Here is a 23415-nt window from a genome sequence, read left to right as displayed (position 1 = left end):
CAGCCTCAGCTCTCGGCCAGGATCTGGCCGACGTAGCGGGCCACGGCACGGACCGCGGCCATGTTCGTTGGGTAGTCCATCCGGGTGGGGCCGACGATGCCCAGGCCGCCGAGCGCGCGGTCGGCCGAGCCGTAGCCCACGGAGACCACCGACGCCCCGGTGAGGGCCTCGTGCGCGTTCTCCTCGCCGATGCGCACCAGCACCGCGCCGCCGGTGTCCACCTCACTGATCAACCGCAGGACGACCACCTGTTCTTCCAGGGCCTCCAGCAGCGGGCGCAGACTGCCCGGGAAGTCGACCGCGGCCCGGGCCAGGTTCGCCGTCCCGCCGATCACCAGGCGGTCCTCCCCCGGCTCGACCAGCGTCTCCACCAGCGCCGCGCTGACCGAGGCGACCAGCGGACGCAGGTGCGGCGGCGCGGTGTCCAGCAGGTCGGGCACCTTGCCGCCGGCGTCGGCGAGCTTCGCCCCGCTGAAGGCGGAGTTCAGCAGCGCCCGCAGCTCGGCGACGTCCTCGTGGTCGACGTCGACCGGGCACTCGATGAGCCGCTGCTCGACCCGGCCGGTGTCGGTGATCAGCACCAGCAGCAGCCGGGAGCTGGCCACCTGCACCACCTCCAGGTGGCGCACCGCGCTGCGGGACAGCGTGGGGTACTGGACGACGGCCACCTGGTGGGTCAGCTGCGCGAGCAGCCGCACCGTCCGGCTGAGGACGTCGTGCAGGTCGAGGGCCCCGTCGAGGAAGCGCTCGATCGCCCGGCGCTCGGCGACCGACAGCGGCTTGACCGCCGAGAGCCGGTCCACGAACAGCCGGTAGCCCTTGTCGGTGGGCACCCGGCCGGCGCTGGTGTGCGGCTGGGTGATGTAGCCCTGCTCCTCGAGCACGGCCATGTCGTTGCGGATGGTGGCCGGTGAGACGCCGAGGTCGTGCCGCTCGGCGAGCGCCTTGCTGCCCACCGGGTCGTTGGTCGAGACGTAGTCCTGGACGATGGCCCGCAGCACCTGCAGGCGGCGTTCGTCGTGCGCCACGGTGACACCTCCCCGTACCGGTCGACGCGTCGTGCGACACCCTCGCGGAGGCACCTCGGGCGCTGCCGGCACCTGACACTCGGACGGCTGGCACTCGCGCGGACAGAGTGCCAGACCAGCATACGTCGGACGGCCTGCGCCGTCGCGTGGCTCGCCCTGACGGGCGACGCCGGCTCCGGGGCACGGCCCGCGGCGGCCGGCCCGGGACCGATAGGCTGGACAGCGGTCCGGCGCCCGCGCCGGCACGCGCAGAGCGGAGGTCGGTGCCCTGATCTTCAAAGCGGTCCGGAACGGCCGGCCCTATCCCGACCACGGCCTGTCGACGCGGGACTGGGCGATGATCCCGCCGCGGCAGATCCGGCTCGACACCCTCGTGACCACCAAGAGCGAGCTGGCGCTGGACACGCTGCTGGCCGACGACTCCACGTTCTACGGCGACCTGTTCCCGCACGCCGTCCAGTGGCAGGGCGAGCTCTACCTCGAGGACGGCCTGCACCGGGCGCTGCGGGCGGCGCTGCAGCAGCGCAACGTCATCCACGTGCGGGTGCTCGACCTCGACGCGCTGATGCCGACGCCGGTCACCGGCCCGGACACCGCGGCCATCCAGATCCAGCCGCCGGTCCCCGACCGCCCCCGCGACTAGAGCCAGCCCTTCTCCTCCGCCACCCGCGCCGCCTCCACCCGGGTGCGGGCGCCGGTCTTGCCGATCGCCGAGGACAGGTAGTTGCGCACCGTCCCCTCGGAGAGGAACAGCCGGCGGGCGATGTCGGCGACGGTCGCGCCGTCGGCCGCGGCCCGCAGGACGTCGGCCTCCCGACCCGACAGCGGGGTCGCCCCCAGCGCCAGGGCGGCCGCGGCGAGGTCGCGGTCGATGACCCGCTCCCCCGCCACCACCGCACGGATCGCCCGGGCCAGCTCGGCGACGGGGGCGTCCTTGACGAGGAACCCCGCGGCGCCGACCTCCATGGCGCGCCGCAGGAACCCCGGCCGGCCGAAGGTGGTCAGCACGACGGCCCGGCACGCAGGCACCGCGTCCGCCAGCGCCCGGGCCGCCTCGATGCCGTCGCACCCCGGCATCTCGATGTCGAGCAGCGCGACGTCCGGCCGGTGCTCGCGGGCGGCGTCGACCACCAGGTCGCCGCGGCCGACCTCGGCCACGACCTCGATGTCGTCCTCGAGGTCCAGCAGCGCCCGCAGCGCCCCGCGGACCATCGTCTGGTCCTCGGCGATGAGCACCCGGATCACGCCGCGCCCACCCGCGCCGCGACCGACACCCGCGCGCACAGCCGGAAGCCGCCCGCCGGGCCGGGGCCGGCCTCCAGGCGGCCACCGAGCTGCGCCAGCCGCTCCTCCAGCCCGGCCAGGCCGGCACCGCCCCCGGCGGCCTCCCCGGCCGGTCCGCGACCGTCGTCGGTCACCGTCAGCGCGACGTCCCCGTCGGTGATGCCCACCTCGACGGTGACCGTGCGCGCGCCGCTGTGCCGCAGCACGTTGGTGGTCGCCTCGCGGACCACCCACCCGAGGACGGCGTCCACGGGCCCGGGCAGCGGCGGCGTCGGCGACGGCGCCCTCAGCGTCACCCCCGCAGCCGACAGCGCGGCCCGGGCCTCGGCGAGGGCGAGGGACAGGCCCACCTGCCGGTAGCCGCTGACCGCCTCCCGCACCTCGGCCAGGGCCCGCCGGGCCGCGCTCTCGACGTCGGCCATCTCCGCGCGCGCCCGCGCCGGGTCCCGCTCGGCCAGCCGGCCGGCCAGCTCGCTCTTGAGCGCGATCAGCGACAGGCTGTGGCCCAGCAGGTCGTGCAGGTCGCGGGCGAAGCGCAGTCGCTCCTCGGCGACGGCGGAGCGGGCCAGCTCCTCGCGGGCCTCGACCAGCTCGGCGTTGACCGAGACCAGGTAGCGGGTGCCCCGCAGCGCGAAGGCGGTGAGCACGCAGATGACCGGCAGGATGAACAGCTCGCCCAGCATGTCGTGGGCGGCGTTCACCGACGCGCACACCGCCGCCGCCCCGCCGATCGCCGGCCACACGAACCGCTCGGGCAGCGCCGCGGCCGAGGCCGCCGACACGTAGATCAGCAACCCGGACCAGGAGGGCCCCAGCCAGACGGCGAGGGCCACCCCGAGGACGGCGACGACGAGCAGTTCCCGCCACGGCCACGGGCTGCCGCGGCGGCCGAACAGCCGGCTGAAGACCACGAGGTAGGCGGCGGTGAAGGCCAGCAGCCCGGCCACCGCCACCACCCGGACGGCGACCGGACGCGGGGTGGAGACCAGGTCGGCGATCGGGAAGACCTGGAACAGCAGCCAGGGCACCGCCCAGCCGATCCGCTGCCACGGGGTGCGGGGGTCCACGACCGGGACGCTAACCCGCTCAGCCGGCCACGGCGTGCAGCGGACGCCGCCGCGCGACCGCGCCCGCCAGCGCCGCGAACCCGACGGTGAACCCGGCCACCGCCAGCACCGTCGCCGGGGCCGGGGCGCCGAGGGCGACGACGTCGCGCCCCAGCTGCGCGTACCAGTACGAGGGCAGCGTGGTGGCCAGCGCGCGGAGGAACTCCGGGAAGACCTGCACCGGCACCCACAGCCCGCCGAGCGCGGCCAGGACCACCCCGAGGATGCCGATCGCCCCGCCCGCGGCCTTCTCGTCGAGGGTGTAGCCCACCAGCAGGCCCAGCGCGACGAACGCCCCCGACCCCAGCCAGAGCACCGCCACCAGCCCGACCCAGGTCAGCGGCGCGAGCTGCACGCCGTTGACCAGCCCGCCGACCAGCGCGACGACGAGCAGGCTGGGCAGGGTCAGCAGCATCCCGACGGCCACGTCGACGGTGACGACCGACGACGTCGGCACGGGCGTGACACGCAGCTGGCGCAGCCACCCCGACGCCCGGTCGAAGGAGACCCGGATGGTCGCGCCCAGGGCGGCGCCCAGCGCCCCGTAGGCCATCATCGAGACCATGTAGGTGGTCGCGTGGGCCTGGTACTCCTGCGTGCTGCCGGCCTGCCCGCCGAGGACCTCGGTGAAGAAGACGGTGAACAGCGCCGGCAGCAGCACGGTGAAGAACAGGAACTGCCGGTTGCGGCCGACGCGGCGCAACTGGAAGGCGAACAGGGTGCTCATCGGTCTGCTCCGATCGGGGTCGCGGCGGGCCGGGCGCCGGTGAGGGAGAGGACGGCCTCCTCGAGGCTCGCGCCGCGGACCTCCAGGTCCGGCAGCCGGCGTCCGCCGGCGAGCAGGGCCAGCAGGGTGGCCTCGGCGTCGTCGGTGGTGAGGCCGACCCGGTCGCCCTGACGGGTCACGGCGGTGACGCCGGGCAGCCGGTCGAGGTCGGTGCCCGGGGGCGGGGTGAAGGTGACCGTGCGCCCGGAGGTGCCGGCCTTGATCTCGGCGGCGGTGCCGTCGGCGACCACGCGCCCGCCGGCGACCACGACCACGCGGTCGGCGACGGCGTCAGCCTCCTCGAGGTGGTGGGTGGCGAAGACGACGGTGGTGCCGCGGTCGGCCAGTCCGCGCATCGTCGTCCAGAAGGCGCGGCGGCCCTCGACGTCCATGGCGGAGGTGGGCTCGTCCAGCAGCAGCAGGGGTGGCCGGCCGGCCAGTGCCAGGGCGAGCAGCACCCGCTGGCGCTGCCCCCCGGAGAGCGCGTCGACGGGCCGGTCCAGCAGGCCGTCGATGCCCGCGGTGACCGTGAGGTCGGCCAGCGGCCACGTCTCCGAGCGGCCCGCCCGCTCGAAGCTGCGACGGACCAGGTCGAGCACCTCCCCGACGCGGCTCTCCGCGGGCAGCCCCCCGTGCTGCAGCATCGCCCCGACGCAGCCGGCCCGGATCGCCGCCGCCGGCGGCCGGCCGAGCACCCGGACGGTGCCGGTCGAGGGCACCAGCCCCAGGACGGCGTTGACGACGGTGGACTTCCCGGCGCCGTTGGGCCCGAGCAGCGCGACGGTCTCCCCGGCGCGCAGCTGCAGGTCCAGGCCCGGGACGGCGGTCGTGTCGCCGTAGCGGACGGTGAGGTCGCGGATGTCGAGGGCGGTCTCTCCAGGCACCCGACCAGGCTGCTGCGGCCGGCGTCCGCGCAGTAGTGCGGGACGTCGGGACCCCGGCCTGACAGATGTCAGACCGCGCCCGACCGGTGCGGACTCAGCGCAGCGGGTCGAACGGCGCCAGCTCCACCGGCGCCTCGCCCTTGAGCACCGTCTGCGCCATGAGCATCCCGGTCAGCGGGCCGAGCGTGATGCCCCACATGCCGTGGCCGCCGGCGACGAACACCCGCGCCGAGGCGGTGCGCCCGAGCAGCGGCAGGCCGTCGGCGGTGACCGGCCGGGAGCCGACCCACTCGCTGCGCCGCTGCTCGAGGTGGACGCCCTGCAGGAAGGGCCGGACGGCGTCGGCGATGGCGGCGATGCGCCGCGGGTCCAGCGGCGCGCCCGGACGGCGGAACTCCATCGTCCCGGCGACCCGCAGCCGGCTGCCCAGCGGCGTGCAGGCCACCCGCTGCCTCGGGAAGTACAGCGGGCCGGCCGGCATGCGCTCCACCGGGACGCTGAAGCTGTACCCCCGGCCGGCCTGCACCGGGTGCCGGACGCCGAACCGCGCGGTCAGCTCGGGCAGCCAGGCGCCGGTCGCCACGACCACCGCGTCGTGCCGCCGGCCGCCGTCCGGGGTGGCCACGGTGACCCCGCCCGGCTCCTCGCGCAGCGCGGTCACCGGGACGCCCTCGTCCACCGCGCCGCCGCGGGCCCGCACCGACTGCGCCAGTGACCGGAGGAACTCCGGCGGGTGCAGGTACCGCTGCCCGTGGACCTGCACCGCGGCACCCACGGCGTCGCTGAGCACCGGCTCGACCGCGCGGGCCCGCAGCCCGGGGAGCGGGCCGAAGACGACGTCGGCCTGGCCGGCGTCCCGGATCGCCTGCAGCTCGGCCACCAGGGCCTCGGCGTCGCGCTCCCGGCGGAAGCAGGCGAGGAAGGGCGCGGCCCGGTGGGTGGGCGCGGGGACGCCGCCGGCGGCCAGGACGTCGAACGCGTCCAGCGCCCGCTCGTTGAGCGGGACGTAGGCGCCGAGCCCGCGCCGCCACTGCCGGGCGGTGCTGTGGCGCACGAAGGCGGTGAGGAAGCGCAGCAGCGACCGGTCGGCGCGCAGCGGCAGGGCGACCGGCGAGCGCGGGCTGAGGACCGCGCGCAGGCCGTAGCGGAGGACCGCCGGCTCCGGCAGCGGGGCGACCAGGCTGGGCGTCAGCCACCCGGCGTTGCCCCAGGAGGCACCGGCCGCGACCCGGTCGCGCTCGTAGACGGTGACCTCCGCGCCGCTCTCCTGCAGGAACCACGCGGTGGCCAGGCCCACCATCCCGGCGCCCACGACGGCCACCGACCGCGGCGCGCCGCGGGAGACGGCGGGCGCCGGCTCGGGGTGGGACGACATGCGGATCTCCTCTCCCGTGGGGTCCGGCCACGAGATCGGTCCGTCCGGGCACGCCTCCGGGCCGGCCGGCGCGGTGGCGCCCGGCCGGGCGGTGCCCGTGCGGAGGTGCGGCGGGGGTCAGCGGCGCTGGGAGCAGGCCACGCACCCGGTGGCGAAGGGCCGCAGCTCCAGCCGCTCCTCGGGGATGGCGGTGCCGCAGCCCACGCACGTGCCGTAGGTGCCCGCCGCGATGCGGGCCAGCGCGGCGTCGATGTCCTCGATGGTGCGCTGCAGGCTCGCCGCGCGGGTCACCGCGACGTCGTCGGGCAGCGACTGCACGGTGTCGAGGAGCGCGAGCTCGCGCTCCTTGACGCACTCGGCGCGCTGCTTCTCCAGACGCACCCGGAAGTGCTCCCACTGCGAGTCGCCGGTGGCGGGGACGGGGGCGGGGATGGTGCTGGTCATGGCGTGGACTCCTCGGGCAACACGGGGAGACGCGGTCACCGGAGCGGTGCGCGTCAGGGCGGGGCCGGTGTGACTCCGGGACGGAGTCAGGAGGAGTGCGGCGGGGCCCTGTCCTGGCTGCGGCGGAGGACGTCGAGGCCGCGGAGCCCGCGGGCGCGGCGGTTCATCGCCAGGGCGAGCAGCATGCCGCCGGAGAGCTGCATCGGCGGAACGGCGGATCGGAGGCGTCCGAGGGCGTGCGGGGACGTGCGTGTGACCACTGCTGACCACCCCCTGGACCGATCCGGCGCCGTTGCCGGAACGGGCACCATAGCCCGCGAGGGGGTCGAACGGAACTAGTCCGTCAGCTCCCGGACGACCGCGTCGGCGAGCAGCCGCCCGCGGTCGGTGAGGACGGCACGGCCACCGGCGTGCGCACCGGGGTCGAGCAGGCCCCGGACGACGGCGTCGGCGGCGCGGGCCCGGCCGGCGTCGGACAGCGCGGTCAGCGCCAGCCCCTCCCGCAGCCGCAGGCCGAGCATGATCGTCTCGAGCGCTCGGTCGTCGTCGTCCAGGAGCTCGGAGTCCTGCGCCGGGCTGTCGCCCTGCAGCAGCCGCCCGGCGTACGCGGCCGGGTGCTTGACGTTCCACCAGCGCAGCCCGCCGACGTGGCTGTGCGCGCCGGGGCCCACACCCCACCAGTTGGCGTTGGCCCAGTACAGCTCGTTGTGCCGGCAGCGGGCGGCGTCGCCGGTCGCCCAGTTGGACACCTCGTACCAGTCGAACCCGGCACCGCGCAGGGTGGCGTCGGCCTGCTCGTAGCGGTCGGCGAGGACGTCGTCGTCGGGCATGGGCAGCTCGCCGCGGCTGATCCGGCGGGCCAGCCGGGTGCCCTCCTCGACGATGAGCGCGTAGGCGCTGACGTGGTCGACCGGGGCGGCGAGGACGGCGTCGAGCGAGGTGGCCCAGTCGGCGTCGGACTCGCCGGGCGTGCCGTAGATGAGGTCGAGGTTGACGTGCTCGAAGCCCGCGGCCCGCGCCTCGCGCGCCGCCTCGGCGGCCCGGCCCGGGGTGTGCCGGCGGTCGAGGACGGCGAGCACGTGCTCGGCCGCGGACTGCATGCCGAGGCTGACCCGGGTGAAACCGGCCTCGCGCAGCCGGGCCAGGCTCCCCGGGGTCACGGTCTCCGGGTTGGCCTCGGTGGTCACCTCGACGTCGTCGGCGACCGGGAACAGCTCGCGGACCGCGGCGAGGACGGCGGCGAGGTCGTCGGCGGCCAGCAGCGTGGGCGTGCCGCCACCGACGAAGACGGTGGAGACCATCGGCAGGTCGGGGCCGAGGGTCGCGGCGGCCAGGCGCAGCTCGGCGATCGCGGTGCCGGCGTACTCCGCGCGGCTCGCGCCCGGGCCCAGCTCCTCGGCGGTGTAGGTGTTGAAGTCGCAGTAGCCGCACCGGGTGGCACAGAACGGCACGTGCACGTAGAGCCCGAACGGCGTGGTGGCCAGGTGCTCGCGGGCGCTGTCGGGCAGGTGCCAGGAACGCGGGGGCGACTCCAGCAGCGGCAGGACGGTGTTCATCTGGTCCCAGTGTGCCGCGCGACCGCCACCACCCGGCCGGGTGCGGCACGTGACGTCGGCCCCGGCCGCACGGTGCGGGCCGCCGTGGGCGCCCGCCGGCGACCGGGCGGGGGGGCGGCACCTCGTTCCCGGGAAGCTCGTGCTCTGCCCACCGCGGTGGGCAGAGCACGAGCTCCCCGGACACGACGTGTCGCCTCCGGAGAGCGTCAGAGCACGTAGGAGGCGATCATCTGCCCGAGCGCACGGATGTCCGCGTTGCCCTTGAACTCCAGCCGGACCTTGCCCAGCCCGCTGAACCACAGGTCGAGTTCGGCGTCGAGGTCGAAGGTGCCAGCTGTCTCGATCGAGAAGGCCTGGACCTTGCTGTAGGGCAAGGAGGTGAAGTCGCGCTTGCGACCGGTCATGCCCTGCACGTTGACGGCGATCAACCGCTTGTTCGTGAAGACGACGGAATCCCGCACTGCCTTGAAGCAGGCGACGATCTGCTCGCCCTGGATCAGCAGCGGAGCCACCTCCGGGCCGATGTCCTGCGGGTTCGCTGGGTTGAGCTTGAAGACGGAGCCGTTGGCGAAGTCGATCACCCGGTCACGGTAGGTCGGCGACAGGCGGCGGTGAGTTGCCACGCGGAGCGCACCGGGCGTCCTCTTGCCCGGCGGCCGCGGTCGCGGGCACGCTGCGCCCATGACCCAGCCCGACGACCGGGAGCGCTACCGGCGGCTGCCGGAGTCGGTGCAGCCGGCGGACACCGTGGAGACCGTGGACACCTCCCCCGTCCCGGCCCCCGACGCCAGCGACGAGCGCGAGGTGTTCCTCCGCGAGGCCGGCGGCTGACCTACCGGAGGCGGCGGGTGGTGTCCGGTAGCCGCTCGGTGACGCCGCGGGCATCGAGCCACTCCATCAGCGGGACGGCGACCCGCCGGGTGGTGCCCCACGCCGAGCGGGCCTGGCTGAGGGTGAACGGCGCCGGCAGCCCGGCCAGCCGCTCCCGGGCCACCTGCTCCACGCCGGGTGCGAGGTAGACCCCGTCGGCGATCCGCACCAGCTGACCGTCGCGGACGGCGGCGGCCAGCTCCCGCGGTCCCAGCCCCGCGGCGGCGAGGTCGGGGGCCTCCGGTGCGGCGAACGGGTCGGCGGCCAGCCGCGCCCGGACGGCGTCGACGGCCTGCTGCACCCGCGGCGGCAGCCCGGCGGTGGCCACGGCGACCCGGCCCTCGCGCAGGGCCAGCGGCGGGCGCACGAGGGCGGGCACGAGCTCGTCGTCCGGGAGCTCCAGGGCCCGCCGGACGACGGCCACCGGGGGCCCCGCCTCCAGCGGGCGCAGCTGCCGGTACCGGCCGACCACCCCGGGCAGCGCGGCGGCGAGCTCGTCGACCAGACCGGGCGCGAGCAGCCAGGGCCCGACCGCGGTGGCCCCCTCCGGCACCGGCCAGCCCATCGCGGTGAAGTCGGCGGCGCGCACGATGCGGCGGCGGGCGAGGTCGGCCGCGGCGCCGGCCGCGCCCGAGGGCTGGGCGGCCAGCTCCGCGGCGCGCTGCCGGGCCGCACCGCGGCGGCGCAGCTCCGGCGGGTCGACGTCGCGGACGTCGGCGCCCATCACCCGGCGGGCCCCGGGGTCGCGCAGCAGCAGCCGGTCGCCGATCCGCAGGGGCAGCGGGGTGGCCAGCCGCAGCCGCACCGCCGTCCCCTCCAGCGGGCGCACCCGGGCGCCGACGGCCGCGGAACCCACGTGGACGACCACCTCGGCCGGCAGCCGGGCCTCGTCCCCGGCAGCCCAGCCGCCCGCGTCGAGGGTGACGTCGACGTCGACCGTGGAGCGGAACGCGCCCGGGGTGAGCAGCGCCTCGCCCCGCGCGATGTCCTCGACCGCGACGCCGCGCAGGTTCAGCGCCACCCGCGCGGTGGCCTCGGCCCGCTCCACCGGCTGCCCCAGGGACTGCACGCCGCGGATGCCGACCTCCCGGTCGCCCAGCTGCAGGCGGTCGCCCGGCGCGACGGTGCCCGCGGCCAGGGTGCCGGTGACCACGGTGCCGGCGCCCCTGATGGGGAAGGCGCGGTCGATCCACAGGCGCACGGGGGCCCCCCGGTCCGGTGCGGGCAGGCCCGCCAGCAGGGCCTCCAGCGCGGCGGCGACCTCCGGCACGCCGGCACCGGTGGCGGCGCTCACCGCGACCCCGGGCACCCGGCCGAGCGACGTCCCGGCCAGGCGCTCGCGGACGTCGGCCAGCACCGGCGCGGGGTCGGCGAGGTCGGCCTTGGTGACGGCGAGCAGCCCGTGCCGGACACCCAGCGCGTCCAGGACGGCGACGTGCTCGGCGGTCTGCGCCGACCAGCCGTCGTCGGCGGCGACCACGACGAGGGCCGCGGGCACCGAGCCGACGCCGGCCAGCATGTTGCCGATGAACCGCTCGTGACCGGGGACGTCGACGACCGCGAGGCGCCGGCCCGAGGACAGCGTCGTCCAGGCGAAGCCGAGGTCGATGGTGAGCCCGCGGCGGCGCTCCTCCTCCCACCGGTCGGGCTCCATGCCGGTGAGCGCGCGGACCAGCGTGGACTTGCCGTGGTCGACGTGGCCGGCGGTGGCGATGACGTCCATGCCGGTCACCGCCGGCACCCCGCGGCAGCCAGCACCGCACCGACGAGGGTGTCGTCCGCCGCGGGGGGCAGGCTGCGCAGGTCGAGCAGGGTGCGCTCGCCGGCGACGTGGCCCACCACCGGCGGCGTCCCGGCACGCAGCGGCTCGGCGAGGCCGGCGGGCAGGGAGACCGCGGCGCTCGGCAGCGGGTGCTCCGGGGCCCCTCCCCCGCCGACGCGCGCCTCGGAGTCGACCGCCCGCGCGTCGAGTCCGGCCGCGGCCAGCCTCGCGGCCAGGGCCTCGGCCCGCCGGCGCAGCGCGGCGACGTCCGCGGCGAGCATCTCCTGCACGGGCGGGAGCGGGCCGCGCAGCGTCGCCTCCAGCGCGGCCAGGGTCGTCTTGTCGACCCGCAGCGCGCGGTAGAGCGGGTGCCGCCGCAGGCGCTCCACCAGGGCCGCCCGGCCCAGCACCAGCCCGGCCTGCGGTCCGCCCAGCAGCTTGTCGCCGCTGGCCAGGACGAGGTCGGCGCCGTCGGCGAGGGTGGTCTGCAGGTCCGGCTCGTCGGGCAGCGCCGGGTGCGGGCGCAGCAGCCCGGAGCCGACGTCGGCGACCAGGGGGATGCCGCTGCCCGACAGCGCGGCGGCGAGCTCGGCGACGGGCACGGCCCGGGTGAACCCGCGGACGACGAAGTTGGAGGGGTGCACCTTCAGCACCGCGCCGGTCTCCTCGTGCAGGGCGTCGCGGTAGTCGTCGAGGGTCACCCGGTTGGTCGTCCCGACCTCGCGCAGCCGGGCCCCGGTGGCCACCAGCAGCTCGGGGATGCGGAACCCGTCGCCGATCTCGACCAGCTCGCCGCGGGCGATGACCAGCTCGCCGCCGAGCGCGGTGGCGACGAGGGCGAGGGCCGCGGCGCAGTTGTTGACCACGATCGCCGCCTCCGCCGCGGGCACCGCGGCCAGCAGCGCGGCGACCGCCGCCTCGCCCCGGGGACCGCGGCGCCCGGTGCCGAGGTCGAGCTCGACGTCGGTGGTGCCCGCGGCCGCGGCGATGGCCGCGACCGCCGCCGGTGACAGTGGGGACCGGCCGAGGTTGGTGTGCACCAGCACGCCGGTGGCGTTGAGCACCGGCTGCAGGCTGCTCGCCGTCGCGGGGAGGCCGGCCAGGACGGCGGCCACGGCGTCCGCGGGTGCGACCGCGCCGTCGCGGATCCGCTGCTGCACCTGCTGGACGACGGCCTTCACCAGGTCCCGGCCGAGCCGGTCGAGGGCGGGGGCGAGCTCGGGGTCGGCGAGCAGCGTGTCGGTGCGGGGCACCTGCCGCCGCGGGTCGGCGCTCATCGCTGCGGAGCGTAGGCGCCGACCCGCGCACGGGTTGATGGCGGAGGCGGACGGGAATCGAACCCGCCTGACCGAGCTGCTCGGCCACGTCGGCTTTAGAGGCCGCGGGGGCCACCAGGCGCCCTGACGCCTCCGCGGAGCAGCCTACGTCCCGGGACGGCCGGGACTGTCGGAGGTGCCTGCCAGCATCCGCACCGTGACGAGCACCGAGCCCCGCTCCACCACGCTGCCGCCGCTGTCCCTCACCCCGGAGGAGGCGGCGGCGGTCGTGACCGCGCTCGCCGCCCGGCCCGACGGCCCCTACGCCGCCGCGGGCCGGACGGCGCTGGAGAAGGTCCTCGACGTCCTCGAACCCGATCCGCGGCGCCGTGCCGGGCTGGCCGCCTCGGCGCGGTGGGTGAGCGCGGACAGCCGCCGCGCCGCCGGCGTCCGGTCCGCCGTCGAGCAGGCACTGGCCCGGCGCCGGGTGCTCGCCCTCCGCTACCGCGACGGGGACGGCGCCGTCTCGCGCCGTGCGGTGGAGCCGCAGCTGCTCGCCCGGAGCGGCCGGCACTGGTTCCTCGTGGCCTGGTGCCGGGAGCGGCAGGCGCTGCGCTGGTTCCGGGAGGACCGCATCGAGGCCGTCGAGCCCACCGGGGAGACCGCCCCGCGGCGGGACCTGCCGGAGCTGGGCGCCCCGCCGGCCGAGACCCACCCGGCCGGCCGGCGCCTCGGCCGGCCGGCGCCGCCGCCCCGGCTGCGGGTGCTGCCCGGCGGCCGCGCCTAGATTCGGGGCGTGACCACGACTCCCACCCGGATCCGGCTCACCCAGTACGCGCACGGCGGTGGCTGCGCCTGCAAGATCCCGCCCGGCGAGCTCGAGCAGGTCGTCGCCGGGCTGACCGCCGCCGGCCCGCGGGACCCGGCCGCCGAGCTCGTCGTCGGGCTGGACGACGGCGACGACGCCGCCGTGGTGCGCATCGCGGGCGGGCAGGGGCTGGTGCTCACCACGGACTTCTTCACCCCGGTCGTCGACGACGCGTACACCTTCGGCCGGATCGCCGCGGCGAACGCGCTCTCCGACGTCTACGCGATGGGCGGCACCCCCGTCGTCGCGGTGAACCTGCTGGGCTGGCCGCGGGACGTGCTGCCCGCCGAGCTCGCCGCCGAGGTGCTGCGCGGCGGGCTGGAGGTCGCCCAGGAGGCCGGCTGCCACGTCGGCGGCGGGCACTCCATCGACGACCCCGAGCCCAAGTACGGCATGGCGGTGACCGGGGTGGTCGACGTCGACCGGCTCATCACCAACTCCGCGGCCGTCGCCGGCACCCCGCTGTCCCTGACCAAGCCGCTGGGCGTGGGGGTGCTCAACAGCCGGATGAAGGCGACCGGTGAGGTGTCGGAGGAGGCGGTGGCCGCGATGACCACGCTGAACCGGGACGCCGGGCGCGCCGCGGTCGCCGCCGGCATCCGCGCCGGCACCGACGTCACCGGTTTCGGCCTGCTCGGGCACCTCTACAAGATGGCGCGGGCGAGCGGGGTGACCGCGGTGGTCGACGCCGCCGCCGTCCCCTACCTGACCGGTGCCCGCCAGGCGCTGGCCGACGGTCACGTCTCCGGCGGCACCCGCCGCAACCTGGACTGGGTGCGCCCGCACGCCGACCTGTCGGCGGTCTCCGAGGACGAGGCGCTGCTGCTGGCCGACGCGCAGACCTCCGGCGGGCTGCTGCTGGGCGGGGAGGTCCCGGGCGCGCCGGTGATCGGCGAGTTCGTGCCGCGGCAGGAAGCCGTCGTGGTCGTCCGCTGAGCCGGGCCGTCCGGGGACCACGTCGCAGCAGGTCGGTGACCTCCGTTACGGTCCGGGCATGCTCGCTGCCTTCGTCTCGAAGCCCGCCCCGAAGGACCCGCTCTCCGTGCTGGAGATCGGTGAGCGCCCCGAGCCGGAGGCGCCCGACGGCTGGACGACGGTGCAGGTGAGGGCCGCGTCGCTGAACCACCACGACCTGTTCAGCCTGCGCGGGGTCGGCCTGCCCGAGGAGCGGATGCCGATGGTCCTCGGCACCGACGCCGCGGGGCTCGACGAGGACGGCAACGAGGTGATCGTGCACGGCGTCGTCGCCAGCCCGGGCTGGACCGGCGACGAGACGCTGGACCCCAAGCGCTCGCTGTTCTCGGAGCTGCACCAGGGCACGATGGCCGAGCGGGTCGCCGTCCCGCGGCGCAACCTGGTGCCCAAGCCGGCCGAGCTCTCCTTCGCCGAGGCCGCGTGCCTGCCCACCGCCTGGCTGACGGCCTACCGGATGCTGTTCGTGAAGTCTGGGCTGCGGCCGGGGGCGACGGTGCTGGTGCAGGGCGCCAGCGGCGGCGTCGCCACGGCCCTGGTCGCGCTGGGTCGCGCCGCCGGGTACCGGATGTGGGTCACCGCCCGCAGCGAGGAGAAGCGGCAGGCCGCGCTCGCCCTGGGTGCGGAGCAGGCCTTCGAGACCGGCGCGCGGCTGCCCGAGCGGGTGGACGGCGTCATGGAGAGCGTCGGCGAGGCGACCTGGAGCCACAGCGTCAAGTCGCTGCGTCCGGGTGGCGTCATCGTCACGTGCGGCGCGACCACCGGCTTCAACCCGGGTGCGGAGCTGAACCGGGTCTTCTTCACCCAGCTGTCGGTGATCGGCTCGACGATGGGCACCCGCGACGAGCTGGAGTCGCTGGTGCGCATGTGCGCGGTGACCGGCGTCCGCCCGGTGATCGACGTCGAGCTGCCGCTGCGCGACGCGCGCGAGGGCTTCGAGCGGATGGAGCAGGGCCGGACCGCCGGGAAGATCGTCTTCACGCTGCCGTGAGCCCCGTGGACCGGGTGGTCGCCGCCCTGGAGGCCGCGGGCGTCGAGGCCGACGTGCGCCGCCTCGACGTCCCCGTGCCGACGGCGGCCGCGGCGGCGGAGGCGCTCGGCTGCGCGGTGGGGGCGATCGCCAACAGCCTGGTCTTCGACGCCGACGGCGCCCCGCTGCTGGTCCTGGCCAGCGGTGCGCACCGCGTCGACACCGGCAAGGTGGCGGCGCTGGTGGGCTCGGGCCGGGTGCGCCGGGCGAGCAGCACGTTCGTCACGGCGGCCACCGGTCAGGAGGTCGGCGGGGTGGCCCCGACCGGCCACCCGGCGCCGCTGCCCACCGTGGTGGACGTCGACCTCGCGGCGTACCCGCTGCTCTGGGCCGGCGGCGGCGACCACCACACGATGTTCTCCGTGACCTACGCCGACCTGCTGCGGCTGACCGGCGGCCAGGAGGCAAGGGTCGCCTGAGGGAGGGAGCGCCGTGATCGCCCGCATCTGGCGCGGCTGGGTCCGCACCGAGGACCGCGCCGCCTACGCCGACTACATCGAGGCGACCGGCATCGCGCACTACCGCCGGACGCCCGGCAACCAGGGGGCGCACATGCTGCTGCGCGACCTGGACGACGGGCGGACCGAGGTCGTCACGCTCAGCTTCTGGACCTCCTACGACGCCATCCGCGCGTTCGCCGGGGAGGACGTCTCCGCCGCCGTCTTCTACCCCGAGGACGACCGCTACCTGGTCGACCGCGAGGTCACCGTCACCCACTTCGACGTGCACGACGGCGCCTGACGCACACCCGTCTGTCAAAGCAGGTTGACAAACGCCCAGAGTGTCAACCACAGTTGACGGCATGACGGACACGACGCAGGTGGCCTCGGCCGCCAGCAGCCGCGACCCCGCCGTCGGGCTCAAGGCGGTGCGGGCGCTCCGGGTGCTGGTGGAGCGGCTGGAGGCCCTCCAGGTGGACAACGCCCGCGAGCAGGGGTGGACGTGGGAGCAGATCGCCGTGCTCCTCGGCGTCAGCCGGCAGGCGGTGCACAAGAAGTACGCAGGCGGCCGCGGGCCGCTCCGGCGGCGGAAGGACTGACGATGTTCGAACGGTTCACCTCCAGCGCCCGGGACGTCGTCGTGCGCGCCCAGGTGGAGGCCCGGGAGCTGCGGCACGCGTGGATCGGCACCGAGCACCTGCTGCTCGCCCTGGTCGCCGAGCCCGGCACGCCGACCGCCCGGGTGATGGGACGCCACGGGGTCACCCACGACGCCGTCGCCGACGCGGTGACCACGCTGATCGGGGTCGACGACCTCGACGCCGAGGCGCTCACCGCGCTGGGCATCGACCTCGACGCCGTCCGCAGCACGGTCGAGGCCACCTTCGGCCCGGGGGCGCTGAGCCCCCGGCGCGGCCGCCGGCAGTCGCCCGGCCACATCCCGTTCACCCCGCGGGCCAAGAAGGTGCTCGAGCTGTCGCTGCGCGAGGCGCTCGCGGCCGGGTCGAAGACCATCGGGGAGGCGCACATCGCCCTGGGTCTGCTCCGCGAGGGCGAGGGCCTGGCGATGAAGGTGCTGCACGACCGCGGGGTCGACCTCGACGGCCTGCGCCGCGACCTCACCGCCGAACCGGCCGCCTGACCGCCGAGCGGCCCGGGAGCCGGAGCTCCCGGGCCGCTCGCCGTGGGCTCAGTCGAGCGCCCGCGTGTAGTGCCCCGCCTGCAGCACGCCCATCGGGTCGTAGGTCGCCACGATTCGGGCCAGCCGGGCCAGCGTCGCCGCGGAGTAGGAGCGCCGCGCCGAGCGGCCGTCGTGCGGGACGCCGAAGTTGGGCCACACCCCGCCGGTGTCCCAGTCGGCCAGCGCGGCGAACACCTCGGCCGCGTGCGGCAGGGAGCGCGGGTCCGCGGCCATCCCGACCGTGAGCACGCTGTACCGCGCCGCGCGGTGGTCGAACGCCGTCGGGTGCGCGCCCTCCCGGGCGTACGCCCCGCCCAGGTGCCGCACCTCGACCATCAGCTGCGGCGATCCCGAGCCCGCCCCGGCGACGGCGAACAGCCGCTCGGCCGCCTCGGCCGGGAAGCCGTCGAGCAGGATCGCCGGGTCGGTGACCGGCATCGGGTCGACCGGGTCGGCGTGCACGTGGTCGATCTCGGTGTAGGGCCGCAGCAGCGCGTCGTCCAGGATCACCGGCGCCACGGCGCGGATCTGGTCCAGCAGCCGCTCCCCCTCGGCCGGGTCGCCCGTCCAGAGGAACCGCACGCCCAGGGTCAACCGGCCGGCCAGCGGCGGCGGGACGTCGGGCAGCGGCGGCAGCTGGAACAGCGCGAAGGACGTCGTCCCCTGCTCGGGCAGCGCGTCGGCCCAGTCCCGCCAGCGGTCGACGACGGCCGGGGCGTCGGCCCCGTCGAAGTAGACCGCCCCGCCGTAGAAGGTCGGCAGGTGGACGAGATCGAACTCCAGCGCCGTGACGATGCCGGCCGCGCCCTTGCCGCCGCGCAGCGCGAAGAACAGGTCCGGGTGCTCGGTCGGGGTCACCCGCCGGAACACGCCGTCGCCGGTGACCACCTCGAAGGCGCGCACCCGGTCGGCGTTGATGCCGAAGGTGCGGGCCATCGGGCCGACGCCCCCGCCGGTGGTGTAGCCGACGATGCTGACGTCGGTGGTGGAGCCGTTGACACCGGCCAGGCCGTACGGCGCGGCGGCCTGCACCAGGCGCGCCCACTTCACGCCGGCGCCGACCCGGGCCCAGCCCTCGGGGTGGACGGTGCACTCGTCGAGGCCCTTGGTGGCGATCAGCAGGTGTCCGGCCAGGGAGCTCTCGGCACCGTGTCCGGTGGCCTGCACGCCCGCGGTGAGGCGGTGCTCGCCGGCGAAGCGCACCGCGGCGACGACGTCCTCGGCGGAGCGGGCGTCGACGACGGCGGCCGGCCGCATCGGGACCGCCAGGTTCCACGGGGTGACCAGCGCGTCGTAGCCGGGCTCGCCGGGGGTGTACACCGCGCCGGTCAGCCGGTCACGGAGCGAGTCGTAGCTGACGTCCGGGTCGATGACGACGGGGGCGTCGAGGGTGAGGGTCACGGTGTCCTCCAGGTCGGGTCGATCTGACGGGAGGAACCGTGGCGCCCGGTGCTTGGCGGGCGACTGCGGCGGCCTTGAGAGCCGGGTTGCGGCGTGCTTGAGGAGCGGGCTCAGGTCCGCGCGACGTCCGGGTGGGCGGCGACGAACAGGTCGCCCGGGTCGACCGCGCGGCGGATCGCCGACAGCCGCGCGTGCACCCCGGGCGGGAACGCCTTGCGGGTGTCCACGCGCTCGTCGAGCATCGGCAGGTAGTGCCGACCGGTCGCCCAGGGCTCCAACGCGGTGAGGAAGCGGGCCGCGTCGGCTCGCTGGCGCTCCCAGTGCGCCGCGTCGCCGCCGTCCGGCAGGCCCAGGCCGAGGCCGAGGGCGAGGAACCGCCCGTCGAGCAGCGACAGCGCGCCGCCGTCGGGGTCGGGGCGGCCCAGCGCGCCGCCGAGCTGGCGCAGCTCGGCGGCGGCCAGCCGGGTCCCCGACCGTGGCCCCGCGGCCTCGACGACGGCGGCGATGGCGGCGTCGGGCAGGTCCGACACCAGGGTGCTGCTCGCGTACGTGGGGGTGGGTCCCTCGGGGTCCAGGTGCAGCCGCACCAGGGTGGCCGCCGGGACGCGGCCGACGGTGTCGATCTCCGGGTGCAGGGCGCGCAGCGGCGCGAGCACCTCCGCGGCGGTCGCGTCGTCCCCGAGCACCGCGCCGTCGACCATGGCGAACCGGCGGCCGCGCAGCTCGGCGGGCACGTCCTCGGTCATCGGCGCCTCGAGCAGCCGGAACGACGTCGTCGCCTCCTCCGGGGCGTCGGCGCACCAGGTCACCCAGGCGGGCAGCACCTGCTCGACGGCGGTCCAGTCCCAGGCCAGGAAGCCGGCGACGACCGTGTCGAGGGGGAACAGGTCGAACTCCAGCGCGGTCACCACGCCCAGCGGGACCGCGCCCCCGCGCAGCGCCCAGAACAGATCGGGTTCGTGGTCGGCGGTCGCGCGGACGAACGTGCCGTCGGCGAGCACCAGTTCGACCGCCGTCACCGCGTTGCACTGCAGGCCCAGCCGGCGGGCGTACCAGCCGATCCCGCCGCCGAGGGAGTAGCCGACGACGCCGACGTCGGGGGACGACGGGTGGAGGGCCGCCAGCCCCGACCCGCCGGCCAGGTCCGCGAGATCCCCCCACAGGACGCCGGCCCCCGCCCGGGCAGTGCGGCGCTCGGCGTCGACGGAGAGCTCGCGCATCGCCGAGGTGCGCAGCAGGACGGCGTCGGCGAGCCGGCCCTCCAGCGGCGGCGCGCCGTGCCCGGTGCCCTGCGGGGCGACGGTCAGCCCGGCGGCCGCCGCGGCGCGCAGCACCTCGGCGACCTCGTCGGGGAAGGCGGGGTAGACGACGGCCGCGGGGTGGTCGCTGGCCTGCAGGTTCCACGGCGAGCGGGCCATGTCGTAGGAGGCGTCGCCGGGCAGGTGCACGGCGCCCCCGCACAGGCCCCGGAGGCCCGCTGCCCGCGACCGGGCGCTGGCCGGGACCGGTTGCCGGGTCATGGGACTCCTCTGGCCGTCATCGTCGCCCGGCAGCATCCGCCGGCGGACTTGAGAGGGACTTGAGGCGGTCCCCGTCGGCGGCCAGCAGGACGGCGCGCACCGTGCCCGGATCCAGGTACAGCCGCTCGGCGACCTCGCGGGCGCCCAGACCCGCAGCGGCCAGCTCGAGGATCCGCCGCTCGGTCGAGGACAGTCGCTCGGCGTCGGCCCGCGGCTCGTCGGCGAGCCCGCGGGCCTCCAGGGCCGCGCACGCTCTCCGGGCGAGCCGGGGCGCGCCCACCGCGTGCGCGGTCGCGCTCGCGGCCCGCAGCAGCGTCTCGGCCTCGTCGTCCGGCAGCTCGGGACGGCGGCCGAGGCTGCAGCGGGCGCGGGCGAGATCGAGCGCGGCCGGGGTCGGCGTCAGCAGCTCGACGGCCTCCCGCAGGTCGGCCAGCCCGGCCGGGCCGCGCAGCTCGCCGAGCAGCCGCAACGCGGCACCCAGGGGGCTCGGCGCGCCCCACGCGCGCAGCAGCCGGACCTCCTCCTCCGCCAGCCGGACGGCCTCGTCGGGCCGCCCCAGCCCGGCCAGCGCGAGCGCGCCGGTGCTGCGCCAGGGGTGCCACACCGGGTTCGGGACCGGCACCGGCGCGCGGATCCCCACGACCGTGGCCAGCGCCTGCTCCCAACGCCGCTCGGCGACGAGCAGCCGGGCGACCGCGTGCTGCAGCAAGCGGCCGCCCTCACCGGGGTGGGGAGCGGCCAGTCCCTCGTCGGCGATCCGGCGCGCGGCGACGACCTCGCCACGGTCGAGCTGGCAGCCGATCTGGAAGGCGCGCGTGTAGGAGTCGCCCACCTCGCCGTGGCCCCAGATCCGGCCCTGGTCGAAGGCGACGCGCAGGCAGGCCAGCGCCTCGTCCAGCTCGCCGCGCCGCCAGTGCCAGAACCCCTGCCACAGGTTGGCCGCGTGGACGGCGAAGACCGAGCCGTGGGCGTGCGCGTACCTCCGCGCCCGCTCCCAGAAGTCCCCGAGCTCGTCGTCGGCGATCATGCGGACGATGGCCGCGAGCACCCAGAACAGCCCGCTGTCGACCTCCCAGAGGCGGTCGCGGTCGAGGGCGGCGCGCGCCAGCTCGACGGCCCGGACCCGGTCCCGGCCCTCCAGCGCCGCCTCGAACGCGAGGGTGGCGGCGAGCATCCGGGCGCCGTCGCCGTCCCCGTCCGGCGCCGGGGGCTCGGCGCTGCGCCACACCGCCGGGTCCAGACCGTGCATGAAACCGCTGATCCGCTCGAGCGCGGCCAGCGCCTGCCGGCAGTCGGTCAGCTCGGGCGGAGCCGCCTGGGACGCTGCGGAGGCGAAGGCGGTCGCGGCGCCGGGTGGGCCGGCGAAGACCTGGACGCGCGCGATGAGGACGGCCAGCTCGGCGCGCGCCCGCGGGTCGTCGAGCAGGGCGTGGGCCCGCAGCAGGTGCTCGGCGCTGGCCGCGCCGTCGACCAGGGACTCGACGGCCCCCAGCTCGACCAGGACCTCCCGGAGGGCACCCGGGGCCGGGGGCTCGGCCAGCGCCCGGCGCAGGTAGGTCACCGCGCTGTCGGAGGCGCCGCGGTCGGCGGCGGTGCGCGCGGCCCGCCGCAGCACCTCCGGCACGCCGTCGTCCCCGCGGGGCGGGGCGAGCAGCAGGTGCGCGGCCACCTGCTCGTCGCTCGCGCCGGCGGCTCGCAGCAGTCGTGCCGCCTGCTCGTGCCACAGGCCGCGCTGCGCCGCCGGCAGGTCGCAGTACACCGCGTCACGGACCAGCGGGTGGACGAACGCCAGGGGTTGCTCGTCCTTGACGACCTCGACGCGGCTGAGCGCCGCCAGCGCCGCCGCGGTCGGCTCCTCGTCCAGGCCGGCGAGCGCGGCGACGACCGGCAGCGGCGCGCCGTCGCCGAGGACCGCGGCCGCGCGGGCCACCGCGGTGACCTCTTCGGGCACCCGGCGCAGCCGCAGCAGCACCATGCTCGACACCGCCCGGGACCCCACGGCGATCACGGTGTCGGCGTGCGCCGCGTCGGGCTTGACGCGGTCGGCCTCCAGCCCGCGCAGCAGCTGGCGGAGCAGCAGCGGGGTGCCCGACGTCGTCCGGTGGCAGGCGCGTGCGAACAGCGGGGAGACCGGCTCCCCCAGCCGGCTGGCGACCATGTGCCGGGTCGCCTCCAGCGACAGGGGCGTCGGCCGGAGCACGACCGCGGCCGGGTCGAGCGCCAGCTCGGCGAGCAGCTCGTCGCCGTCGTGCCCCTCGCCGCTGCGGACCGTGCCGACGACGAGCACCGGGACGGCGTCCAGCCGGCGGACGAGGTAGGCGAGGAAGCGCAGTGAGGCGCCGTCGCACCACTGCAGGTCGTCCAGCGCGAGCACGAGCGGCCCGGCGGAGCTCAGCTCGACCGCCAGCCAGTAGAGCCCGTGCAACATCGCGAACGAGCCGTCGGGGCACTCGCCGGGGGCCAGGTCGAACACGGCCCGCGCGGCGGCGGCCGGGCCGGCGAGCAACTCCGCGCGCCGGTCCGGCGTGGCCATCGCGGGCTCGAACAGCTGCCGGACGACGCCGAAGCCGAAGCTCTCCTCCAGCGGGCTGCCGCGGGCGCTGAGGACCCGCAGGCCGCGCTGGGCGGCCCGCCGGCGCGCCTCGGCCAGCAGCCGCGACTTGCCGATGCCGGGCGGGCCCTCGATGAGCAGCAGCCGCGGCTCGCCCGCGGTGACGTCGTCGAGCGCGGCGCGGACGGCCGCCAGCTCGCGGTCGCGGTCCAGCAGCTCCTCGGCCGGCGGGGCGGCCGGGGGCGGGACGGTGGGGGCGCCTGCGGCCACCGGGGCGGGGTGCGGCGCGTGCAGCGCCGGCGCGTGGGCGAGCACCTGCTGCTCCAGCTCGCGCAACGCCGGGCCGGGGTCGACGCCCAGCTCGTCGGCGAGCGTCGTCCGTGCGCGGCGCAGCGCGGCCAGCGCGTCGGCCTGCCGGTTGGCCCGGTAGAGGGCGAGCACGAGCAGCCGCCAGCGCTCCTCGCGCAGCGGTTCCTCGGCGACCAGTGCCTCGAGGTCGGGGACGAGCAGCGCGGCCTCACCACGCCGCAGCCGGGCGTCGAGCCGGCGCTCGCGGGCCACCGCGCGCAGCTCGGTCAGCCGGCCGGTCTCGGCCTCCGCCCACGGTTCGTCCGCGTACTCGGCCAGCGGCGGCCCGCGCCACAGCTCGAGGGCCCGGTCGAGCAGCGACACGGTGACGGCGGGGTCGTCGGTGGCGCCGGCCTGCCGCACGAGGCCCTCGAAGCGCCAGGCGTCCACGGCGTCCGGCGGCAGCCGCACGGCGTAGCCGCGGCCCTCGCGGACGATCACCGCCGAACGGGTCCGCGCGGCGCTGCCCGGCTGCAGCCGCCGGCGCAGGTGGGAGACGTAGGCCTGCAGCGCACCGACGGCGTCCTCGGGTGCGTCGTCACCCCACACCGCCTCGACCAGGGTCTCGACGGGGACCACCTCGCCGCGGGCGAGCACGAGCACCGCCAGGACCGCGCGCTGGCGGCGGCCGCCGAGGTCCAGCGGGACCCCGCCTGCGGAGGCCGTGAACGCGCCCAGCAACCCGATGCGCAGCTGCGGGGTGTCGTCCACCGGCGTCTCCCTCCGCGGGCAAGGTAGACGACCGCCCGCCGCGGCGTCATCGCCCGCAGCGCG

Annotated in this window: 22 protein-coding genes, 1 tRNA gene and 1 pseudogene; 9 read left to right on the top strand and 15 right to left on the bottom strand. The window is 76.8% G+C overall.

The annotated features are described in order from the left end of the window. Positions 1–5: 5 nt before the first annotated feature. Complete coding sequence (gene hrcA / locus ACI79E_RS03230; protein WP_456931100.1) at positions 6–1028, bottom strand: heat-inducible transcriptional repressor HrcA; 1023 nt, start codon at positions 1026–1028, stop codon at positions 6–8. Between the two features lie 268 nt (positions 1029–1296). Here hrcA and ACI79E_RS03225 point away from each other — a divergent pair, with 268 nt between their 5' ends. Further along, positions 1297–1671 (top strand): type II toxin-antitoxin system VapB family antitoxin, encoded by a 375-nt coding sequence (locus ACI79E_RS03225; RefSeq protein WP_456931187.1) that lies wholly within the window; start codon positions 1297–1299, stop codon positions 1669–1671. Here ACI79E_RS03225 and ACI79E_RS03220 read toward each other — a convergent pair. The 8 genes from ACI79E_RS03220 to ACI79E_RS03185 form a co-directional block, all read right to left on the bottom strand. Further along, on the bottom strand, positions 1668–2273 hold the full coding sequence (locus ACI79E_RS03220; protein WP_456931099.1) for a response regulator: 606 nt from the start codon (positions 2271–2273) through the stop codon (positions 1668–1670). The two genes, ACI79E_RS03225 and ACI79E_RS03220, sit on opposite strands and share 4 nt — an antisense overlap. Beyond that, positions 2270–3379, bottom strand: coding sequence for a sensor histidine kinase (locus ACI79E_RS03215; protein ID WP_456931098.1), 1110 nt, complete (start codon positions 3377–3379; stop codon positions 2270–2272). Before ACI79E_RS03215 ends, ACI79E_RS03220 begins: the two co-directional genes overlap by 4 nt. Before the next feature lie 19 nt (positions 3380–3398). Beyond that, positions 3399–4145, bottom strand: coding sequence for an ABC transporter permease (locus ACI79E_RS03210; RefSeq protein WP_456931097.1), 747 nt, complete (start codon positions 4143–4145; stop codon positions 3399–3401). Continuing rightward, a complete protein-coding gene (locus ACI79E_RS03205; protein ID WP_456931096.1) occupies positions 4142–5068 on the bottom strand; it encodes an ABC transporter ATP-binding protein in 927 nt (308 codons plus the stop codon). Before ACI79E_RS03205 ends, ACI79E_RS03210 begins: the two co-directional genes overlap by 4 nt. Before the next feature lie 94 nt (positions 5069–5162). Further along, positions 5163–6443 (bottom strand): FAD-dependent oxidoreductase, encoded by a 1281-nt coding sequence (locus ACI79E_RS03200; RefSeq protein WP_456931095.1) that lies wholly within the window; start codon positions 6441–6443, stop codon positions 5163–5165. Between the two features lie 117 nt (positions 6444–6560). Continuing rightward, positions 6561–6887: a TraR/DksA family transcriptional regulator gene (locus tag ACI79E_RS03195; protein WP_456931094.1), complete on the bottom strand. Its 327-nt coding sequence runs from the start codon at positions 6885–6887 to the stop codon at positions 6561–6563. Positions 6888–7222: 335 nt separating this feature from the next. Continuing rightward, entirely contained in the window at positions 7223–8443 is a 1221-nt protein-coding gene (gene hemW / locus ACI79E_RS03190; RefSeq protein ID WP_456931093.1) for a radical SAM family heme chaperone HemW, read from the bottom strand. Between the two features lie 206 nt (positions 8444–8649). After that, positions 8650–9024, bottom strand: coding sequence for a PH domain-containing protein (locus ACI79E_RS03185; protein WP_456931092.1), 375 nt, complete (start codon positions 9022–9024; stop codon positions 8650–8652). A 100-nt stretch (positions 9025–9124) separates the two neighbouring features. Here ACI79E_RS03185 and ACI79E_RS03180 point away from each other — a divergent pair, with 100 nt between their 5' ends. Continuing rightward, positions 9125–9274 (top strand): hypothetical protein, encoded by a 150-nt coding sequence (locus ACI79E_RS03180; protein WP_456931091.1) that lies wholly within the window; start codon positions 9125–9127, stop codon positions 9272–9274. Position 9275: 1 nt separating this feature from the next. Here ACI79E_RS03180 and selB read toward each other — a convergent pair whose 3' ends face one another. The 3 genes from selB to ACI79E_RS03165 all read right to left on the bottom strand — a co-directional run bounded on the left by selB (position 9276) and on the right by ACI79E_RS03165 (position 12486). Continuing rightward, a complete protein-coding gene (gene selB, locus ACI79E_RS03175; RefSeq protein WP_456931186.1) occupies positions 9276–11036 on the bottom strand; it encodes a selenocysteine-specific translation elongation factor in 1761 nt (586 codons plus the stop codon). A 5-nt stretch (positions 11037–11041) separates the two neighbouring features. Next, positions 11042–12352 (bottom strand): L-seryl-tRNA(Sec) selenium transferase, encoded by a 1311-nt coding sequence (selA, locus tag ACI79E_RS03170; RefSeq protein ID WP_456931090.1) that lies wholly within the window; start codon positions 12350–12352, stop codon positions 11042–11044. A 38-nt stretch (positions 12353–12390) separates the two neighbouring features. Then, a tRNA-OTHER gene (locus ACI79E_RS03165) sits at positions 12391–12486 on the bottom strand. A 62-nt stretch (positions 12487–12548) separates the two neighbouring features. On the opposite strand from ACI79E_RS03165, the gene ACI79E_RS03160 reads away from it, so the two are divergent. The 7 genes and pseudogenes from ACI79E_RS03160 (at position 12549) to ACI79E_RS03130 (ending at position 16782) form a co-directional block, all read left to right on the top strand. Beyond that, a complete protein-coding gene (locus ACI79E_RS03160; protein WP_456931089.1) occupies positions 12549–13118 on the top strand; it encodes a helix-turn-helix transcriptional regulator in 570 nt (189 codons plus the stop codon). Between the two features lie 30 nt (positions 13119–13148). Continuing rightward, positions 13149–14146, top strand: a pseudogene (gene selD, locus ACI79E_RS03155) (selenide, water dikinase SelD); the annotation flags it as partial. A gap of 47 nt (positions 14147–14193) precedes the next feature. Next, on the top strand, positions 14194–15162 hold the full coding sequence (locus ACI79E_RS03150) for a zinc-binding dehydrogenase (RefSeq protein ID WP_456931088.1): 969 nt from the start codon (positions 14194–14196) through the stop codon (positions 15160–15162). Further along, on the top strand, positions 15159–15620 hold the full coding sequence (locus tag ACI79E_RS03145) for a YbaK/EbsC family protein (RefSeq protein ID WP_456931087.1): 462 nt from the start codon (positions 15159–15161) through the stop codon (positions 15618–15620). The genes ACI79E_RS03150 and ACI79E_RS03145 overlap by 4 nt, the downstream gene beginning before the upstream one ends. Positions 15621–15633: 13 nt before the next feature. After that, complete coding sequence (locus tag ACI79E_RS03140) at positions 15634–15942, top strand: hypothetical protein (protein WP_456931086.1); 309 nt, start codon at positions 15634–15636, stop codon at positions 15940–15942. Between the two features lie 61 nt (positions 15943–16003). After that, a complete protein-coding gene (locus ACI79E_RS03135; protein ID WP_456931085.1) occupies positions 16004–16240 on the top strand; it encodes a helix-turn-helix domain-containing protein in 237 nt (78 codons plus the stop codon). 2 nt (positions 16241–16242) lie between these two features. After that, on the top strand, positions 16243–16782 hold the full coding sequence (locus ACI79E_RS03130; RefSeq protein WP_456931084.1) for a Clp protease N-terminal domain-containing protein: 540 nt from the start codon (positions 16243–16245) through the stop codon (positions 16780–16782). Positions 16783–16830: 48 nt separating this feature from the next. Here ACI79E_RS03130 and ACI79E_RS03125 read toward each other — a convergent pair whose 3' ends face one another. The 3 genes from ACI79E_RS03125 to ACI79E_RS03115 form a co-directional block, all read right to left on the bottom strand. Further along, on the bottom strand, positions 16831–18222 hold the full coding sequence (locus tag ACI79E_RS03125) for an FAD-binding oxidoreductase (protein WP_456931083.1): 1392 nt from the start codon (positions 18220–18222) through the stop codon (positions 16831–16833). A 110-nt stretch (positions 18223–18332) separates the two neighbouring features. Continuing rightward, positions 18333–19742: an FAD-binding oxidoreductase gene (locus tag ACI79E_RS03120; protein ID WP_456931082.1), complete on the bottom strand. Its 1410-nt coding sequence runs from the start codon at positions 19740–19742 to the stop codon at positions 18333–18335. A 16-nt stretch (positions 19743–19758) separates the two neighbouring features. After that, positions 19759–23352: a BTAD domain-containing putative transcriptional regulator gene (locus ACI79E_RS03115; protein WP_456931081.1), complete on the bottom strand. Its 3594-nt coding sequence runs from the start codon at positions 23350–23352 to the stop codon at positions 19759–19761. Positions 23353–23415 lie beyond the last annotated feature (63 nt).

This window comes from Geodermatophilus sp. SYSU D00079 (assembly GCF_054050635.1).
Note: the sequence above shows the minus strand (reverse complement) of the source record. Positions and strands in the feature narration are given on the sequence as shown.

Excerpts from the sequence above, each read along its gene's own strand:
- ACI79E_RS03210 (WP_456931097.1), bottom strand. The coding sequence starts at position 4,145 with ATGAGCACCCTGTTCGCCTTCCAGTTGCGCCGCGTCGGCCGCAACCGG.
- ACI79E_RS03120 (WP_456931082.1), bottom strand. The coding sequence starts at position 19,742 with ATGACCCGGCAACCGGTCCCGGCCAGCGCCCGGTCGCGGGCAGCGGGC.
- ACI79E_RS03150 (WP_456931088.1), top strand. The coding sequence starts at position 14,194 with ATGCTCGCTGCCTTCGTCTCGAAGCCCGCCCCGAAGGACCCGCTCTCC.
- ACI79E_RS03130 (WP_456931084.1), top strand. The coding sequence starts at position 16,243 with ATGTTCGAACGGTTCACCTCCAGCGCCCGGGACGTCGTCGTGCGCGCC.
- ACI79E_RS03200 (WP_456931095.1), bottom strand. The coding sequence starts at position 6,443 with ATGTCGTCCCACCCCGAGCCGGCGCCCGCCGTCTCCCGCGGCGCGCCG.
- ACI79E_RS03180 (WP_456931091.1), top strand. The coding sequence starts at position 9,125 with ATGACCCAGCCCGACGACCGGGAGCGCTACCGGCGGCTGCCGGAGTCG.
- ACI79E_RS03195 (WP_456931094.1), bottom strand. The coding sequence starts at position 6,887 with ATGACCAGCACCATCCCCGCCCCCGTCCCCGCCACCGGCGACTCGCAG.
- selB (WP_456931186.1), bottom strand. The coding sequence starts at position 11,036 with ATGGACGTCATCGCCACCGCCGGCCACGTCGACCACGGCAAGTCCACG.
- ACI79E_RS03135 (WP_456931085.1), top strand. The coding sequence starts at position 16,004 with ATGACGGACACGACGCAGGTGGCCTCGGCCGCCAGCAGCCGCGACCCC.
- selA (WP_456931090.1), bottom strand. The coding sequence starts at position 12,352 with ATGAGCGCCGACCCGCGGCGGCAGGTGCCCCGCACCGACACGCTGCTC.
- hemW (WP_456931093.1), bottom strand. The coding sequence starts at position 8,443 with ATGAACACCGTCCTGCCGCTGCTGGAGTCGCCCCCGCGTTCCTGGCAC.